Raw genomic sequence first — 15,673 nt, forward strand, 5'->3', positions numbered from 1 at the left:
TAACAAAAAAGCCCGTTACCTAGGTAGCGGGCTTTTTGTTGTATAATAGGCAGCTTTTACTACGGAGCATACACCTCCCACTTAGCTAGCACTGCTTCGAAATCAGCGGGTAGCTCGGCCTCAAAATGAATCTGCTCCCCTGTAACCGGATGCACAAAGCCGAGTGACTTCGCATGCAATGCTTGGCGTGGCATGAGTTTAAATGCGTTTTCAACAAACGCTTTGTAAGAACCAACGGGCTGCCCATATACGATTCGGTCACCGCCGTAAGTAGCATCGGAGAACAGTGGATGGCCAATGAATTTCATATGAGCCCGAATCTGGTGCGTACGCCCCGTCTCTAGGTTGCATTGCAATAATGATACGTGCTGAAAAGAACGAAGCACTTTATAATGCGTGACGGCAGGTTTTCCTTGTTCCCCATCGGGAAAAACGGCCTGCACCTTACGATCTTTAAGACTGCGTCCAATATGACCACGGATAGTGCCTTGTGGCTCTTTGGGTACGCCCCACACCAATGCTAGATAGGTACGCTCGATGGTATGGTGAAAGAACTGCTGCGAAAGGTGCGTCATTGCCCACTCCGTTTTGCCAATCACCAACAGGCCTGATGTATCCTTGTCGATGCGGTGTACCAAGCCAGGCCGGATTTCACCGTTGCGGCCAGTTGGCAAATTACTGAGGTGGTAAGCTAGCCCATTTACCAGCGTCCCGTTCCAATTCCCGAAAGCGGGATGCACAACTAGGCCCGCAGGCTTATTTACGAGTAGTAATGATTCATCTTCATAACGGATATCCAACTCCATGGGCTCCGGTACTACTTTAACCTCACGCGGCGGTTCAGGCAGCGTAATGGTAATAACATCGAAGGGTTTGACTCGATAGTTAGGCTTTACAGCCTTGTCGTTAACCTGTACCGCTTCTGCTTCAATAGCATTCTGAATTTTAGTACGAGAAGCGTTGGGAAGCCGGTTAAATAGAAACTTATCGAGGCGCAGCAATTCTTGCCCCTTATCCACACGAATTCGGTGATGTTCATAGAGTTCATCACCGCCGTCTATGTCGTCGTCTTCGGGCAGGTCATCGGCGGTAGAAAGCAGGTCTGTGTCAGACATAAAGATAGCAGTGGGTTGAAACAAGAAAGCCGGGACACAGGGCCCCGGCTTGTCTGATTGAAAAATACGAACTACCTATTTTTTCTTGGTTTTCGTCTTGCTAGCACTATTGCTGCTGGTCGGAACAGCCGGCGCTGCTATTGACGGAGCAGCAGGTGTAGCGCTAGCAGCAGCAGCGGCACCAGGGGTAATACCCATTTTCTTTAGTACCAGATCTGAGATATCGCCATCCTTAGGGCCGTGTAGCAATACTGGGCTAGCACCATCCGAATTCAGTACGTACGTGTAGCCATTTTCATCAGCTACTTGGTCAATAGTCTTCTGAAGCTTGTCGAGAGCAGGCTTTAGCAAAGCCTGTTGCTTTTGCTGGAGGCTTTGGTCAGCGCTACGCTGAAACTCTTGAATAGAAGTTTGCAGCCCAGTCAATTCTTTTTCTTTATCGGCGCGTACTACCTCGGTCATTGCTGCTGCACCTTTCTGGTAAGCTTCAGCTTTTGCCTGGTAATCGCTGTATTTGCTTTTCAACTGGTTTTCCAGCTGGCCGCTATACGTTTTCAGTTGCGACTCAATCTGCTTGCTCTCGGGCATCTGGCTGAGCACGTACTCTACGCTGGTGTATCCGATTTTCAACGGAGCTTGAGCCAGTGCAGCAGTAGACGTAGCGAAAGTGAGAGCAGCCGCGGCTAGGGCAAGGCGGATTTTGTTCATAGGTGTCATTAAAAGAAAAACAGTCAAAGAGTTGATTTAGAATACAAAGTTAATTTTTTCCGCCAGTCGAACGCTGTCCATTGTTGGAACGCGTAGCTCTTGGAGTAGGTTCCGGCTCCGAATCGGCGGTATCGCCCGTAGGAGTTTTGGGAGTTTCTACCGTTCGTACTGCTCCTTTCTGACCGGGTTGGTTCCGCTCTTCGTTTGCCAAACCTAGCTCTTCCAACACAAACTCCGTGTAATCGTGTACCGGGTTGGTGTACAACATGGTCAAGTCACCCGATTTGTCGAACACAATAGCTAGCTGTTTCTTCTTAGCTACCTTCTCGACGGCTTCAAACACTTGATCTTGAATTGGCTTCGTCAACTCCTGCCGCTTCTTGAAGAGTTGGCCTTCAAAACCAAATATCTTGTTTTGATAGGTTTTGATTTCCTGCTCCTTCTTTACTATCTCTTCCTGACGCTTTTTTTTCATTGGCTCGGTGAGTAGTACTTCTTCAGCTTGGTAGGTGCGGTACATCTTATCAAGATCCTTCTTTTGGTTCTCAATATCCTTCTGCCAGTTACCAGACAGGGTATTGAGCTCTTGTTGAGCCGTTGAATAAGCCGGGATCTTGCTCAGCACATACTCCGAATCTATGTAGCCGAACTTTTGGGCCTGCGCCACTTGCGCGGTGGCGCATAGCAGCAGTACCAGTAGAAATAGCAGAAGTGACTTCTTCATAAGTGTATAACGCTATGGGGTGAGAAGCGCGATTTAGCGAATTTGCTGACCAATGATGAAGTGAAAAATGCCGTTTTTGGCAGGTGTACCAGCATTGTTGGCATTCCGTGGAATTTCGTCGAACGGAATACCATAGTCGAAGCCTAGCAAGCCGAAGGCTGACATAAAGATACGCGCACCTACGCCCGCCGAACGGTAGAGCTTATATGGGTTGTAGTTCGTGTACTGATCGAAAGAGTTGCCAGCCTCCGCAAACCCTAAGACATAGACCGTAGCAGCCGGGTTCAAACTCACCGGATAACGCATCTCCATCACATACTTGTTGTACACGATACCTCCGCTCTGGTTAGATTGTGCCGTCGGAATAGCGTTTGCATCATTGGGGTCAGCGTAACCACGTAAGCCAATGTATTCGGTACCAACCAAGAAGTTTGCTGATCCGCCATAACCTAGGCCTGCGCCACCCATTTTGAAGCGTTCAAAGGGTCCAGGAGTACGGTTGCCGTTATATGTACCGATAAAGCCGAAGTGCGCCCGTGTGTTCAGTACCAGTTTACCCACAAGAGGTGTAAACCATGAAGCATCAAACATCCACTTATGGAACTCAATCCATTCGATTGGGTCAGGGTGTGAGCCCTTGAACACAGAATAAGGTGGCGTTAAACTTAAGCTCAGTGACAAAGAAGACCCGCGCCGCGTGAAAGTTGGGTTGTCAATACTATTACGAGACAACGTTGTGTTAAAGGTGATGTTGTTCGCTTTGCCCGTCTCAGGTAGCCCGCCGCCTAGGTACTGACCGTACTTTTGGAAGTCGTACTGTGTGAACGACAGAGAGTTGCTCAGTGTAAAATAATCATCCGGAATACGCAAACGGCGACCTAGCCCTAGCGAAGCACTAGTTGACTTAATATAGCTACCAGTGCTTACGTCAAACGTACTGCCGTAGGTGATGCGGCTAATACTTCTATTCAGGCTGAAGGAAAGGGAGTTAGGTTTGCGACCACCTAGCCACGGCTCCGTGAAAGACATGGAGTAGGCTTGGTACTGCAAGCCGTTTGCCTGCACGTTCAGGGATAAACGCTGGCCATCACCCGCTGGCACCGGCGTCCAGTTATGGAAGTCACCAGCTTTGCGTAGCGAGAAGTTGTTGAACACCAAACCTACGGTACCAATAAAGCCCGCATAGCCACCCCAACCACCTGACAGGGTGATCTGGTCAGAGGGTTTCTCCACAACGGTATAGTTGATATCTACCGTACCATCCGCGGGGTTAGGAACAGGATTGATACCTACTTTTTCTGGGTCAAAATAACCTAGGGTCGAAATCTCTCGCTGTGAGCGGATCAGCAGCTCCCGGTTGAACTTATCGCCAGGGAGAGTACGCAGTTCCCGACGCAGTACATGGTCGCTGGTCTTGGTGTTACCAGCAATGTTCACATCTTTGATGCGCGCCTGCACGCCTTCGCTTAGGCGCATTTCGATATCGATAGAATCGCCTTCTACTTTGGTTTCTACCGGATCAATTTGAAAGAACAAATAACCGTCGTTCATGTAGAGCGACGTAATATCCTGACCTGTTGGGTTGTAGTTTAGGCGCTTGTCTAGCGTTTCCTTGCTGTATACGCTACCCGATTTGATACCTAGTACCGAAGCCAACGTCTTGTCATCATACAGGTAATTACCGCTCCAGGTAATATTGCGGAAATAGTATTTCGGGCCTTCATCTACCCGGATGCGCAACGCTAGGCCGTCCTTCTGCCGTATCAGCGTGTCGGACACAATAACGGCGTCCCGGTAACCTTGCGCGTTGTAAAAGTCAAGCAGCTTGGTTTTGTCTTCGTCGTACTCCTTCTGCTGAAACTTCCCGGAAGTCAGTAACTTATAAGGTTTTTTGGCTTTCGTCTTCTTTAACTTCTTCTGCAGCTTACCTTCCGAGAAGGCTTCGTTTCCTTCGAAAGCGATATCACGAATCCGGATTTTTTCACCTTTATCAACGTTAATCCGCAGCACGACGCTGTTCGACAAAGCAGAATCGGGCACCTGCGTGATCGTAACTTTTGCGTCAAGAAAGCTTTTGTTGGTATAGTACTTCCGTACCTGCGTGCGCGTATTATTCAGTAGCGCGTCCGTTACCACTTTGCCACGAATCAGCTTGATCTTATTCTTGAGTTCATCAGCTTGTCCTTTGCTGATACCCGTGAACACAAAATTCGACAGACGTGGCCGTTCTTTCAGATTGAAATCTAAGAAGATACGCCGCCCTTCAGTACGCGTAATGCTCACGCTTACGTCGCCCAAGATGCCCTGATCCCACAGCTTGCGAATGGCTCTACCAATTTCTTCGCCTGGAATCGTAATTGGGTCACCAATTTTTAAACCTGTTAGCCCAATAAGCGTATTAGGGTCTAAGTAGCGTGTACCACTAATGGTGATACCCCCTAGCTCATAGCGCTGGGCTTCTTCACCGGCCGGGGCTGGTGAGGTCACAGGAGCTGTTTGCGCTTGCGCCGTGCCAGCATTTAAGCCTAGCACCAGCGCCATTGGCAACAGCCGCAAAAGCGTATTAAAAGAAGAACTCATTCGAAAGCTTACGAAACGGTTAGCTGTTCACTGGTTTTGCCAAAGCGCCGCTCCCGGCGTTGGTACGCCTGGATGGCGTCGTAGAAATGCTCTTTTCGGAAATCCGGCCACAGCAAGTCTGTAATGTACAATTCAGTATAAGCTAGCTGCCAAAGCAGAAAGTTACTGATGCGCTGTTCACCGCTAGTGCGAATTAATAATTCTGGGTCGGGCATACCAGCAGTAGCTAGGTATTGACCAATCGTTTGTTCATTTATCTCACTTGCTTGCAATCTACCAGCAGCTGCATCTGCAGCCATACGCTGGGCCGCTTGCGTTAAATCCCATCGGCCACTGTAGCTGAGTGCTAGCACAAGCGTCATGCGCGTGCCAGCTTTTGTCAATTCAATAGCTTCGGCTAACTCCTGTTGGCAGGAGTTAGGCAGACTGCTGATCTGACCGATTGCCTGCAAGCGAATACTATTTTTAAGTAGTGTTGGCGTTTCTTGGCGAATGGTATGAACCAAAAGCTGCATTAATGCCATTACCTCATGCTTCGGCCGGTTCCAGTTCTCAGTTGAGAAAGCATACAGCGTCAGGAATCGAACCCCTAGCTCTGCAGCAGATTCCACTGTTTCTCGAACGGCGGTTATCGCACTTTGGTGCCCGAAGATGCGTAATCCACCTTTTTGCTTCGCCCAACGGCCGTTGCCGTCCATAATAACGGCAACATGGGCAGGAATATTATGGGAGTCAATTTCGGACCGGGAGGCCATCGGTATTTTTTAGTAAAGAGGCCGCAAGTTACGCAAATGGTTGCATTCCCTCTTTCCGAATATGACACTCTGTGCCTCAATTACTTCTTAGCGGTTGGTGCATCCTCGGGGCAACGAATCTTATAGAAGGTATAAGAGATGCTCACCCCATTGTAGAAATACCAATCTTGATCGTGCTTGTTGGCAATTAAAGGACTCTGCTTGCTGATATGATCCAAATTGTCCGTAAAGGCTTTACGAGCACCAACCTCTAACCCTAGGTTCCAGCGCCGTGACATGGCATACTTGAAGCCGATGCCTGCTGGCACGGAGATTCCAAGCATACTGCCCTTTTTATTCAGTTCGCTGGCTAATGCGCCATTGTTGGTTTTGGTTTCTGTGTTGGCATAGAAGCCTGCTATACCAATAAATACATACGGAGTGAAGTGAACCTTATCGCGCCGGTTGTGATAATCAAAGAAATTATACTCAAGTGCTCCTGATAGCTCCAGCAGGCTTCCTTTCATGTTGGCTTGCCGGTAAGCCGGCAGCGGAGGCGTAGTTCCGCCTTCGCCTTTCACATTGCCGTCGTCGGCCCTCAATAGCCCTCCCAATAGCGCACCGCGCAACGTAATAGGCGCTGACACATCCTTCCGGTAAAAGATGGTAAAGGCTGGTCGGTTGTTCTTAAACTGATAGTTAGGAGACAGTTCGCCCTTATAGGTCAGCCCGCCTAAGCCTAGCCCTAGTTCGCTAGTATTTTGAGCAGATGCCGAAGAAGCAAAAAAAACACTCCCTGCTTGCACGAAGCAAGCAAGGAGTGCTGAACGGAGAACCAACTTTGTCATTATACTGGCTGTTGATGGAATGAGACAGCCAAGATAAGACTGCCTAGCGGAATTTCGGGCTCTTAACGCGCGGAGCAAGAATATAGTTGAGCGTTAAACCGGTAACGATGTACCAGTCTTTCTCATTGCCTTTGCCGCGCATTTGGCCAGGCTCGTTGAAGTTTGTGAAGTCGGTGGTATTACGAACATTGTCATGACCAAAGTATTGAGCGGCGGGCGTAACCAAACGGCTGCGCTCGATGTAGTTCTTGCTCACGTCATCTAGATAGTCGGTAAAAGTCTTACGCCAGCCGATTTCTAAACCGATGTCAAAGCTTTTGTTCAGTTTATAGCGCACACCCCCACCAAAAGGAATTGAGATTTGGGTCTTGCTGTACGATACGCCCTCTGTCTGTAACGGCTGTAAATCGATGTAGCTACCTGTAGTTAAACCGCCAGTATTGCCACCTTCAACTAGACCTTTGGGCGCGTGGTGGAACACAGCTACACCAGCAAACACGTAAGGAACGAAGTCTGGACGCTTGAGATAGTTATTTCGGTTCTCGATCAAGTCAAAGACCCCGACGGCAGATAGTTCAAATATATCGTTCCGAACGTTCATATTCCGGTTGTAGCGGTAACGCGCATCCGGATCGTTTTGGTCAGCTGCTTTAGAATCTTCTGCCGTGATGCGGCCATAAGCAAAGGATGCACGACCTGAGAGCCGTGGCGCGAAGCGACGCGTAACGTTAATGCCCACGTTGGGACGTGAAGCTGCTACCCGGAAGCTCGCAAAGCTAGCTTTGGGGACAATATCGCCGAAGTAGTTCATAGCATTCAGCGTTATGCCCACGGAATTGTACTGTTTCCGCTTAGTAAACTGTTGCGCATTAGCCTCGGTCGCGACTAGCGTAACTGCTAGAAGCAGACCTAAAGTATGAGTGAAAATTTGCTTCATATAAGCGGGTTGTTAAGAAAATGCTAAATCAAATTATTCAAAAAATGGTAGCGCCACGATTGTAATCAATGACAAAAGTAGAAGTTGCTGAGAACTTTAAAAACAAATGATTAAAAAATGTGTATGTTTCACAATGGTATACCAGCCGGATTTCGTCGGTCTAATCCCCAGTTTAACTTGCTTCTTAAAGTGCTTAAAAAGTTGACGTGATTAAGCTTTACTAACCGAGCAGTAAAGGTCTCTCGCCGGACTGCAATTTGTACGCCAGCATCCACAGGCATCGATCGGGAATCGAGTGACAGTAAAAAATTGTTGCTGCGCCCTTCAATTTCGAAAGAGATGACACTGCGGTCGGAAACAATAAGTGGCCGAACATTTAAATTGTGCGGACATACGGGCGCAATGATAAAATTGTTGGTTTGCGGTAGCATTACAGGGCCGCCACAACTCAAAGAATAGCCCGTAGAACCGGTTGGGGTTGACACAATTAGACCATCGGCCCAGTAAGAATTCAAATACTCACCATCGATGTAGGTGTGCACAACGATCATTGATGAGGTATCACGCTTCAAGATAGAGAATTCATTTAGCCCGAAGTTGATGTCTCCGAATACATCGGGATCTGTATCAACCCTAATCAGGCTTCGCTCTTCAATAACGAAGTGGCCTTTGAATAAGCTATCGATAGCCTGCGATAAATGCGCGGGGGTAACGGTAGCCAAGAAGCCTAGCCGACCAGCATTGATACCTAGGATTGGGATCTGCAAGTTGCCAACGTAGGTAACCGTGTCCAGCAACGTTCCATCGCCCCCAATGCTAAACACGAACTGCACTCCGCGTAGCGAGTCACCACGGCGAAAGCTCCCAATGCCTTCCGGTAGGCGGAGGCTATTATCGAGGTACGTGCGAAAAGATTCCGCGATGAGTACTTCGGTTTGGCGTGCCACTAAATCTTCGAGAAGTGCCTGTACGAAGGGTTGCGCAGCTTCGCTGAAAGGCTTACCCAGGATAGCTATTCTCATAAGGAATATAACCTGCCGTGGCAGGGTGTAAAAGTCAAATAGGAAACTCCGATCGGAAGAAAAAACCGCCTTGACCACGTGCATTCCGCGTGTACTCAACGGTTAAGACTCGGTCGTAGTACGTAACTAAATGCAAACCGACGCCTACCGAAGCTAATAATTGATTGGGTAAACGATTGTTTGGCCAGGGCGTGGGGGCCCCAACATAACCAGCATCTGTGAAAAGGTTCGCATAAAGCACCAATGGAATCGTGTTGACTTTAGGGTTTTGAATGCCTCCTAGTTGAATACGGGCCGCATCAAACAACTGATACGAGACACTCTGCTGAACTAGTGCATAGTGCCGACCATCTATCACGTAGGCATCGTAGCCTCGCACGAGAGCATCGTAGCCAAAGGCTCTATTATCAGCATAAGCTACTCGTCGGCTAAATCGTAACTGGCTTTGCAACCCGATGTTGTAGTAAAACTGACGACCTAGGTCAATGTACTGCACGTAACGAGCACGAGCAGTAGTGACAGGAGAGCTGCCTGGCGTCAAAAACATCCGTTGCACAAGACCTAGCTGTACAAAGCGCCCCGTTAGCGGATAAGCGAATGTGTTGCGCTGATTAAGAGTAGTTGTCAGACTAAAATCCAGAAACTCACGCCGGGTTCTACCTAGGAAATAAGCAGGATTACGCTGCTGAACAGAATCCGAAATTCGTTCGTGATGGTACGATACATCGAAAGCCGATAGATGTTGCACCGTACGACGCCACCGTAAGCCAGCCGTTATGTATTGTCGCTCGATCGGAAAGCCTTCATCTTCCCGGAAGTTGGCAAGCCGGTCGCGAACCGTAGCGTAATCGAGTGCATGGCTACGGTAGTAGGAAGCTCCCGCACCGAAGCCAATACGTCGGCGCCGACCATAGCCAGGTGCTTCGTAGAACAGCTCATATTTGCGGTTGAAACCTAACTGCACATTGGCGATGACCTGCTCATTTCGGCCGCGAAAGTTACGCCGCACCAAGTGCACACCGTAGTCGACTCGCTTCCAGCGGTCCGGACGATCAAGCCACGACCGAAAATTGCGGTCGGCGAGTGAAAAGATGGGGATTGGAAACGTGTACCACCGTTCCTGCACCCCAAACAATACAGTAATTTCTCCGTCGCGGCACACCGTCTGTACGGCAACGGAGTGGAATAACTGTAGGTTGAAAATGCGGCGGCGATTTTCCTCCAGCCTTTGACCTAGCCTGCGGACGACTAGGGTATCACCCTCCTGAAAATCAAGCTCGGCGCGCAGAATTCGTTCTTTCGTTTTCCCGTTTCCAACGAATAGCACTGTGGCTACCCGCACAACTGTATAGCCTGGGCACTGGGCCTGCATCAGACTATCGAGTGGGGCACGGCGCAGAGAATCGGATAGAGTTGAAGCCGCGGCTACCCGGCTCAGCAACGCAAGCGACAGAATGAGTATTAAACTTCGGATAAGTCGTCTTGCGTTAGAATGGATAGCAACTGTTGCGCTTTTCTCGAGCAAGAAGCTTGCCTCTGTTCTATAGCTCACTCAATTTACCAATGCCCTACAAGCTTAAATACTTCAGCAGCGCATCAAAGCGGTCTTGCTCGTCTTCACTGGCTTCGGTGGCGCCATTGAACTGCGCCGTAATGACATAGCCAAAGCGCTCTAGTGTAGCAATGATGCGCGTGAGGCTCGGCGTGTTGAGCTTCAGGGTCAAGCGAATCTTGTACGGGTTTTGTTCATCCTGCGCGACGTGCGCGCTTAGAATCTTGGCGTTGTTTTCCTCCACATAGCGGCTAATCTGCGTCAGGGAGTAATCACGCTCATCCATCGACAGCACCAAAATACCGCCCTGTCCGGCAGCAATAGGCATTTGCCCAAAGGCAGCCACTGTGTCGCCCACGGATACGATGCCTAGATACTCGCGCTCTTCGCTGAGTACAGGTACTACTTGCACTCTGTTCTGAATAGCTAGCTCCATGACGCTGTAGAAATGTTGGTTGTATTGCACATGTAGATTGGCGTAGCCAATCGGAACAGTGGCCAGCAACTCCTCCGGATTTGCGTGGTCGAGCAAATCAGCTTCGGTGACCAAGCCACGGTATTCGCGGTTATTAATTACCGGCAATTGACCAACGTGAAACTCTTCGAGCCACCGGGCCGCTTTGCCGACCGAATCCGACACCTTAAGCGGCGGAATCATTTGATTGAGCAAGTCTTCGGCAATCATGCGGTCTATCGGCGAGAAACAGGAAACGCAGCAAAATTTCACTACGCGTAGCAATAGTTACGTAAGCAATAAAGCGTACGCTCCCCTTATTAGCAAACAGTAGCGCCGATTGTTTATCGACTTGTCACTATCTGCGTAACAGTGCGCCGCAAAAACCTGTCCAACAGGATATTAAATTCGTGTGGGCGCTCCATCATGGGCGCGTGGCCACAATGGTCTAGGAAGTATAGCTCCGAGTTAACGAGCAATCGGTTGAATTCGTGTGCCACCATAGGCGGCGTAATCGTATCATTCAACCCCCATACCAGCAGCGTTGGCGCCGTAATCCGACCTAGGTCCTTGCTGAGGTTGTGACGCTGCGCGGAGCGCGCGATGCTGATAATACGCAAACATTTCGCATTGGAATTCGTCACTCCAAACACTTCGTCGACTAGTTCCTTGGTCGCCACCGAAGGGTCGTAGAAGGTATAGGCTACACGCTCCTGTACGAAGCTATAGTTGCCTCGCTTCGGAAAGGAGCCACCCATGGAATCTTCGAACAAGCCGCTGCTGCCCGTCAGTACTAAGCGCTGTACTTGCGTGGGGTAACGCAAGGCATATTCTAGCGCCACATGCCCCCCGAGCGAATTACCGAGTGCCGTTACCGGCTCATCAATTTTTAGCTCTTTGACGAAGCCTGCCACGAACGAAACCAATCCTGGTACGCCGGCCTTGGTGAGTGGCATCTCGTAGATGGGGAGCAGCGGAATAATAACGCGGTATTCAGGACTGAATGCCGCAATCACTTCTTCCCAGTTGCTCAGGGCGCCAAACAGACCGTGTAAGAGCAGCAGTATTTCCCCCTGCCCTTCATCGATGTACTGGTACTCGCCGCGTTCCTTGATCTGAAATTCCATAACTATATGACAGAGAGCATGGGGTCAGCTGATGCCACCCGAGCATCCTTTGCAATGATACAATAGTTAACCCAATTACGAAGTAAAGCTAGCCCTTGGGTGGTGAGCAGGGCTTCTGGATGAAACTGCACCCCGTAAAGTGGCTGCGTACGATGCCGCAACGCCATGAGTTCCCTGTGTTCGTCGTTAGTATAAGCTAGCGGTACTAGCTCTGGGGGCAAGCCGCTTAATGTGAGTGAATGATACCGCGTGACGATGAACTGCCGAGGCAAATCGGTGAACAAAGGGTCATCGGCTGCGCACCGTATCTCTGACACTTTGCCGTGCATAGGCCGGGTAGCGCGCACCACATTGGCCCCAAAGAACTGACCTATAGCCTGGTGGCCTAGACACACTCCTAGCATCGGTACTTCCTGGTGATACTCCGCAATAGCCTGCATCAGACAACCTGCCTGGCTAGGTGTACCAGGCCCTGGTGACAGCACAATGCCATCAAAATGCTGTTTCTTCAATTCTTCGACCGACACATTGTTACGGCGCACCGTTACCGTAACGCCTGCTTGCTGGAGATAGTCGAGCAGGTTATAAGTGAAAGAATCAAAATTATCCAGCAGCAGAATATGCACGGACAGGCAACTAGGTAAGAATAGCAGCAACAGCAGGATAGAGCAAGATGTTCAATGCACTTGCTCCACTCTACTGCGGTTGGCTACTTTAAAATACAGATCGTAGCTGGGTTAAGAGTGTACCAGCAAAGGGCATGATGAGGCTTACTACTTGCAACGCTACTGGTGTAGCTTCTTTCACCAATGGCAGCACCTGTGACTCGGCAGCTAGCTTGGGCGAAATCAGTGGCAAGTCGGCTAGCCCAATGCCGTAAAGCAGTAAACTCATGCCAAGTAGCCATTTGACCCCGCCTAACATACCGCCTAACACGTTATCGAACACCCCGAGCGGCGTCAGGTGGATAGCCGTTTTGATGACCCCACCTAGCAGGTGCACGCCCCACCCAATCAGCACGAATACGAAGACGAACGACACGAGCGGCAGGAACCCAAAAGCTTCGCCGATGTAGTTGCGCATAAAAGGAACAGCATCGTTGAGTAAGGCCAGCCCACCGATTACGCCCAGCACAAACGCCAGCAACGAAGCTAGCTCAATGACTAAGCCGCGCCGAAAGCCTTTGACGGCGCCGACTGCTAGAAGCAACAACAGTAGAATATCGAAGCCAGACATTGCCAAGGAGCAGTAAACAAGGAGCAATTTCCCATGTAGCAATGATAAACCTCACCACTCATGATGCATTGCTCCTTGTGCTTTTACACGTTCGTGTTATTAAGCAAGTTGCTCACTACCTGTGAAATCACGCGCCCGTCCGCTTGGCCAGACAGTTCGCGGGCCGCAGCGCCCATTACCTTACCTAGGTCGGAAGGGCCGGTGGCACCTACACGCTGGATAATGCCGACGAGCTTTTCTACTAGATCAGCTTCCGACAGCTGTTTGGGCAGATATTCTTCGATAACGGCCAGCTCGGCTAGCTCTACTTCTTCGAGGTCGGAGCGAAACTGCTTTTGGTACGTTTCAGCAGCTTCGCGGCGCTGCTTGGCGGCTTTGGTTAGGAGTTTTATTTCGGCGTCGGGCGCGAGAGCCGCGCCGTGAGCACCTTCGGCGGTTTCGGCTAGCAGAATCTGTGACTTAATGCTGCGCAAGGCTTGAAGCCGCACTTTGTCTTTGGCCAGCATTGCCTTCTTAATATCTGCGTCGATGGTTTCTTTCAGAGCCATGGGAGGGAGTGGTTTAGTGGAGAACTGCCGTGAAGAATGAGGTTAAATTCCAATGGCAGTTTCAATGAGCCGTGTACTTTTGGAGCACACTGCCCGTATGAGGAAACTATACTCAGGCGTAAATCTGATGACAAAGCTAAGCGTAAACATAAATAAAATAGCCACGCTGCGGAATGCACGCGGGCACAACCGCCCTGACCTCCTCCAAGCTGCCCGCGATTGTGAGCGGTTCGGCGCCGAAGGCATTACCGTGCACCCGCGCCCCGATGAGCGCCATATTCGCTACCAGGATGCGCGCGATTTGAAAAATATCGTGACGACGGAGTTTAATATAGAAGGCAACCCGACCCCAGATTTTCTGGAGCTAGTGCGCGAAGTGCGACCGGAGCAGGTAACGCTCGTGCCTGATGCGCCCGACGCTATTACCTCCAACGCCGGTTGGGATACCGTAAAGCACCAAGTGTACCTGCTCGGTATCGTGACGGAGCTGAAGGCGCTGGGCTGCCGCGTATCCATCTTCCTCGACCCCGACCTAGCTATGGTGAAGGCAGCCGTGGGCACCGGCGCCGACCGCATCGAACTATACACGGAAGCTTACGCCCAGCAGTACAAAGCCGATCCGGCCGCGGCTATTGCTCCGTATCGTGCGGCCGCCGAGCTCGCCCAGCAGCTAGGCCTAGGTGTAAATGCTGGTCATGACCTGGATCTGGAGAACTTAGCTTATCTGCACCAGAATCTACCGGCCCTGGCGGAAGTCAGCATTGGCCACGCGCTGATTTGTGACGCGCTCTACCTAGGTCTAGAAAACACCATCCAGCTGTACCGCCGACAACTCACCTCTATCATCTAACTGTTACTAGTCAGCAACCTAGGTACGGCCGTTCTGTCGTACTCCGTACCAAGTTGGTGATTGCTAACTGGTGATTATTAATTGACAAGTATGCCTCGCCTCCCCCTTCCCGACTTTCTGCAGGTTTCTGCCGCTGCACCAATTCTTGATGCGCGCGCCCCTGTGGAGCACGCACAGGGGCACATCCCAGGGGCGGTGAGCTTTCCGCTGTTCTCTGATGAGGAACGTGCGCGCATCGGCACCACCTATAAGCAGGTAAGTCAGGAGAAAGCCGTGTTAGTAGGCCTTGACTTTTTCGGGCCGAAAATGAGCCGTATGGTGAAGCAAGCACAAAAAATTGCTCCCAACAAGGAAGTGCGGCTGCACTGCTGGCGGGGTGGCATGCGTAGTGGCGCCGTGCAATGGCTGCTGGAGCTAGCTGGCTTCCGGGTGCATCTGCTCGACAAAGGCTACAAAGACTACCGTCGTTGGACGCTAACACAATTTGCCCAGCGACGCCCCTTGTTGGTGCTGGGCGGGCTCACTGGCTCTGGCAAAACAGATGTGTTGCACGAGCTAGCAAGGCAGCACGAAGCCGTTGTCGATTTGGAAGGGCTAGCAAACCACAAAGGCTCCTCATTCGGGGCCATCGGACTGCCACCGCAACCTACGCCCGAGCAGTTTGAAAACGACCTAGCCTTGTTTCTTAGCCAACTGCCAGCTGATGCCGTCTCGTGGGTGGAGGACGAAAGCCTTACCATCGGAGGAATTGGCCTTCCAAAGCCTTTTTTCGAGCAAATGCGCCACGCACCGCTACTTGTTCTGGATATTCCGCAGCCAGTACGCATTCGTAAGCTAGCTGCTGAGTACGGCCGCGAAGACCCCACTCAGCTCGCTGAGGCTATTCGACGCATCAGCAAACGGCTAGGTGGCTTAGCTACGAAAGAAGCGCTAGCAGCCATCGAGGTGGGAGATATGGAAAAAATGGTAGCCATTGCCCTGAATTACTACGATAAGACTTATAGCTATGGGCTGGCTAGTAAGCAGAACGTTCGGGTGGTACGCGTCGAGTCGGACACTTGTGATGCAATGGAGAATGCAGCGCGCGTGCTAGCGCTAGCAAAACAAGAGGGCTTACAGCAACTAGCCAAGCAGCTGGCCGTTGAGCTAACTTCGCCAGCACCTAGCTCCAAAGAAGTGGCAGATGATACACCCTGGAGTCAATAATTGGTCGTTTCTGCACCTAGGAGTGGCTTTCT

At 50.6% G+C, this 15,673-nt stretch carries 16 protein-coding genes; 2 read left to right on the forward strand and 14 right to left on the reverse strand.

The genetic code is table 11. The annotated features are described in order from the left end of the window. Positions 1 to 59 precede the first annotated feature (59 nt). From BXP70_RS11920 to BXP70_RS11985, 14 genes are all read right to left on the reverse strand, one after another. Positions 60 to 1,115, reverse strand: a complete 1,056-nt coding sequence (locus BXP70_RS11920; RefSeq protein WP_086594510.1) for an RluA family pseudouridine synthase — start codon at positions 1,113 to 1,115, stop codon at positions 60 to 62. A gap of 75 nt (positions 1,116 to 1,190) precedes the next feature. Further along, positions 1,191 to 1,823 carry an OmpH family outer membrane protein gene (locus BXP70_RS11925; protein WP_086594305.1) on the reverse strand — a complete coding sequence of 211 codons (633 nt, stop codon included), beginning with the start codon at positions 1,821 to 1,823 and terminating at the stop codon, positions 1,191 to 1,193. A 49-nt stretch (positions 1,824 to 1,872) separates the two neighbouring features. Further along, positions 1,873 to 2,547: an OmpH family outer membrane protein gene (locus BXP70_RS11930; protein ID WP_086594306.1), complete on the reverse strand. Its 675-nt coding sequence runs from the start codon at positions 2,545 to 2,547 to the stop codon at positions 1,873 to 1,875. 33 nt (positions 2,548 to 2,580) lie between these two features. Continuing rightward, on the reverse strand, positions 2,581 to 5,127 hold the full coding sequence (bamA, locus tag BXP70_RS11935; RefSeq protein ID WP_086594307.1) for an outer membrane protein assembly factor BamA: 2,547 nt from the start codon (positions 5,125 to 5,127) through the stop codon (positions 2,581 to 2,583). An 8-nt stretch (positions 5,128 to 5,135) separates the two neighbouring features. Next, on the reverse strand, positions 5,136 to 5,882 hold the full coding sequence (locus BXP70_RS11940; protein ID WP_086594308.1) for an isoprenyl transferase: 747 nt from the start codon (positions 5,880 to 5,882) through the stop codon (positions 5,136 to 5,138). An 80-nt stretch (positions 5,883 to 5,962) separates the two neighbouring features. Next, positions 5,963 to 6,787 carry a type IX secretion system protein PorG gene (gene porG / locus BXP70_RS11945; protein WP_143436471.1) on the reverse strand — a complete coding sequence of 275 codons (825 nt, stop codon included), beginning with the start codon at positions 6,785 to 6,787 and terminating at the stop codon, positions 5,963 to 5,965. Next, the gene (locus tag BXP70_RS11950; RefSeq protein ID WP_086594310.1) at positions 6,753 to 7,646 is read right to left on the reverse strand and encodes a DUF6089 family protein; all 894 of its coding nucleotides are present in this window, start codon (positions 7,644 to 7,646) and stop codon (positions 6,753 to 6,755) included. The genes porG and BXP70_RS11950 overlap by 35 nt, the downstream gene beginning before the upstream one ends. A gap of 128 nt (positions 7,647 to 7,774) precedes the next feature. Next, positions 7,775 to 8,668: an NAD kinase gene (locus BXP70_RS11955; protein ID WP_086594311.1), complete on the reverse strand. Its 894-nt coding sequence runs from the start codon at positions 8,666 to 8,668 to the stop codon at positions 7,775 to 7,777. Positions 8,669 to 8,702: 34 nt separating this feature from the next. Then, positions 8,703 to 10,109, reverse strand: a complete 1,407-nt coding sequence (locus BXP70_RS11960) for a BamA/TamA family outer membrane protein (RefSeq protein ID WP_143436472.1) — start codon at positions 10,107 to 10,109, stop codon at positions 8,703 to 8,705. A gap of 127 nt (positions 10,110 to 10,236) precedes the next feature. Next, entirely contained in the window at positions 10,237 to 10,905 is a 669-nt protein-coding gene (locus BXP70_RS11965; RefSeq protein ID WP_179197672.1) for a CBS domain-containing protein, read from the reverse strand. Between the two features lie 113 nt (positions 10,906 to 11,018). Beyond that, positions 11,019 to 11,801: an alpha/beta fold hydrolase gene (locus tag BXP70_RS11970; RefSeq protein WP_086594313.1), complete on the reverse strand. Its 783-nt coding sequence runs from the start codon at positions 11,799 to 11,801 to the stop codon at positions 11,019 to 11,021. 2 nt (positions 11,802 to 11,803) lie between these two features. Then, positions 11,804 to 12,427, reverse strand: a complete 624-nt coding sequence (locus BXP70_RS11975; protein ID WP_086594314.1) for an anthranilate synthase component II — start codon at positions 12,425 to 12,427, stop codon at positions 11,804 to 11,806. An 88-nt stretch (positions 12,428 to 12,515) separates the two neighbouring features. Continuing rightward, entirely contained in the window at positions 12,516 to 13,037 is a 522-nt protein-coding gene (locus BXP70_RS11980) for a CvpA family protein (RefSeq protein ID WP_086594315.1), read from the reverse strand. Positions 13,038 to 13,120: 83 nt separating this feature from the next. After that, positions 13,121 to 13,585 carry a GatB/YqeY domain-containing protein gene (locus BXP70_RS11985; protein ID WP_086594316.1) on the reverse strand — a complete coding sequence of 155 codons (465 nt, stop codon included), beginning with the start codon at positions 13,583 to 13,585 and terminating at the stop codon, positions 13,121 to 13,123. A 127-nt stretch (positions 13,586 to 13,712) separates the two neighbouring features. Between BXP70_RS11985 and BXP70_RS11990 the strand changes: the two genes are divergently transcribed. Then, complete coding sequence (locus BXP70_RS11990) at positions 13,713 to 14,435, forward strand: pyridoxine 5'-phosphate synthase (RefSeq protein ID WP_086594317.1); 723 nt, start codon at positions 13,713 to 13,715, stop codon at positions 14,433 to 14,435. 90 nt (positions 14,436 to 14,525) lie between these two features. Next, positions 14,526 to 15,641 carry a tRNA 2-selenouridine(34) synthase MnmH gene (gene mnmH / locus BXP70_RS11995; RefSeq protein WP_086594318.1) on the forward strand — a complete coding sequence of 372 codons (1,116 nt, stop codon included), beginning with the start codon at positions 14,526 to 14,528 and terminating at the stop codon, positions 15,639 to 15,641. Positions 15,642 to 15,673 lie beyond the last annotated feature (32 nt).

This window comes from Hymenobacter crusticola (genome assembly GCF_002154225.1).
GTDB classification, from domain to species: Bacteria; Bacteroidota; Bacteroidia; order Cytophagales; family Hymenobacteraceae; genus Hymenobacter; species Hymenobacter crusticola.

What these genes read in the sequence shown, in the direction of transcription:
- BXP70_RS11920 (WP_086594510.1), bottom strand. Translation starts at nt 1,115, where the DNA reads ATGTCTGACACAGACCTGCTTTCTACCGCCGATGACCTGCCCGAAGAC.
- BXP70_RS11925 (WP_086594305.1), bottom strand. Translation starts at nt 1,823, where the DNA reads ATGAACAAAATCCGCCTTGCCCTAGCCGCGGCTGCTCTCACTTTCGCT.
- BXP70_RS11930 (WP_086594306.1), bottom strand. Translation starts at nt 2,547, where the DNA reads ATGAAGAAGTCACTTCTGCTATTTCTACTGGTACTGCTGCTATGCGCC.
- bamA (WP_086594307.1), bottom strand. Translation starts at nt 5,127, where the DNA reads ATGAGTTCTTCTTTTAATACGCTTTTGCGGCTGTTGCCAATGGCGCTG.
- BXP70_RS11940 (WP_086594308.1), bottom strand. Translation starts at nt 5,882, where the DNA reads ATGGCCTCCCGGTCCGAAATTGACTCCCATAATATTCCTGCCCATGTT.
- BXP70_RS11950 (WP_086594310.1), bottom strand. Translation starts at nt 7,646, where the DNA reads ATGAAGCAAATTTTCACTCATACTTTAGGTCTGCTTCTAGCAGTTACG.
- BXP70_RS11955 (WP_086594311.1), bottom strand. Translation starts at nt 8,668, where the DNA reads ATGAGAATAGCTATCCTGGGTAAGCCTTTCAGCGAAGCTGCGCAACCC.
- BXP70_RS11965 (WP_179197672.1), bottom strand. Translation starts at nt 10,905, where the DNA reads ATGATTGCCGAAGACTTGCTCAATCAAATGATTCCGCCGCTTAAGGTG.
- BXP70_RS11970 (WP_086594313.1), bottom strand. Translation starts at nt 11,801, where the DNA reads ATGGAATTTCAGATCAAGGAACGCGGCGAGTACCAGTACATCGATGAA.
- BXP70_RS11980 (WP_086594315.1), bottom strand. Translation starts at nt 13,037, where the DNA reads ATGTCTGGCTTCGATATTCTACTGTTGTTGCTTCTAGCAGTCGGCGCC.
- BXP70_RS11985 (WP_086594316.1), bottom strand. Translation starts at nt 13,585, where the DNA reads ATGGCTCTGAAAGAAACCATCGACGCAGATATTAAGAAGGCAATGCTG.
- BXP70_RS11990 (WP_086594317.1), top strand. Translation starts at nt 13,713, where the DNA reads ATGACAAAGCTAAGCGTAAACATAAATAAAATAGCCACGCTGCGGAAT.
- mnmH (WP_086594318.1), top strand. Translation starts at nt 14,526, where the DNA reads ATGCCTCGCCTCCCCCTTCCCGACTTTCTGCAGGTTTCTGCCGCTGCA.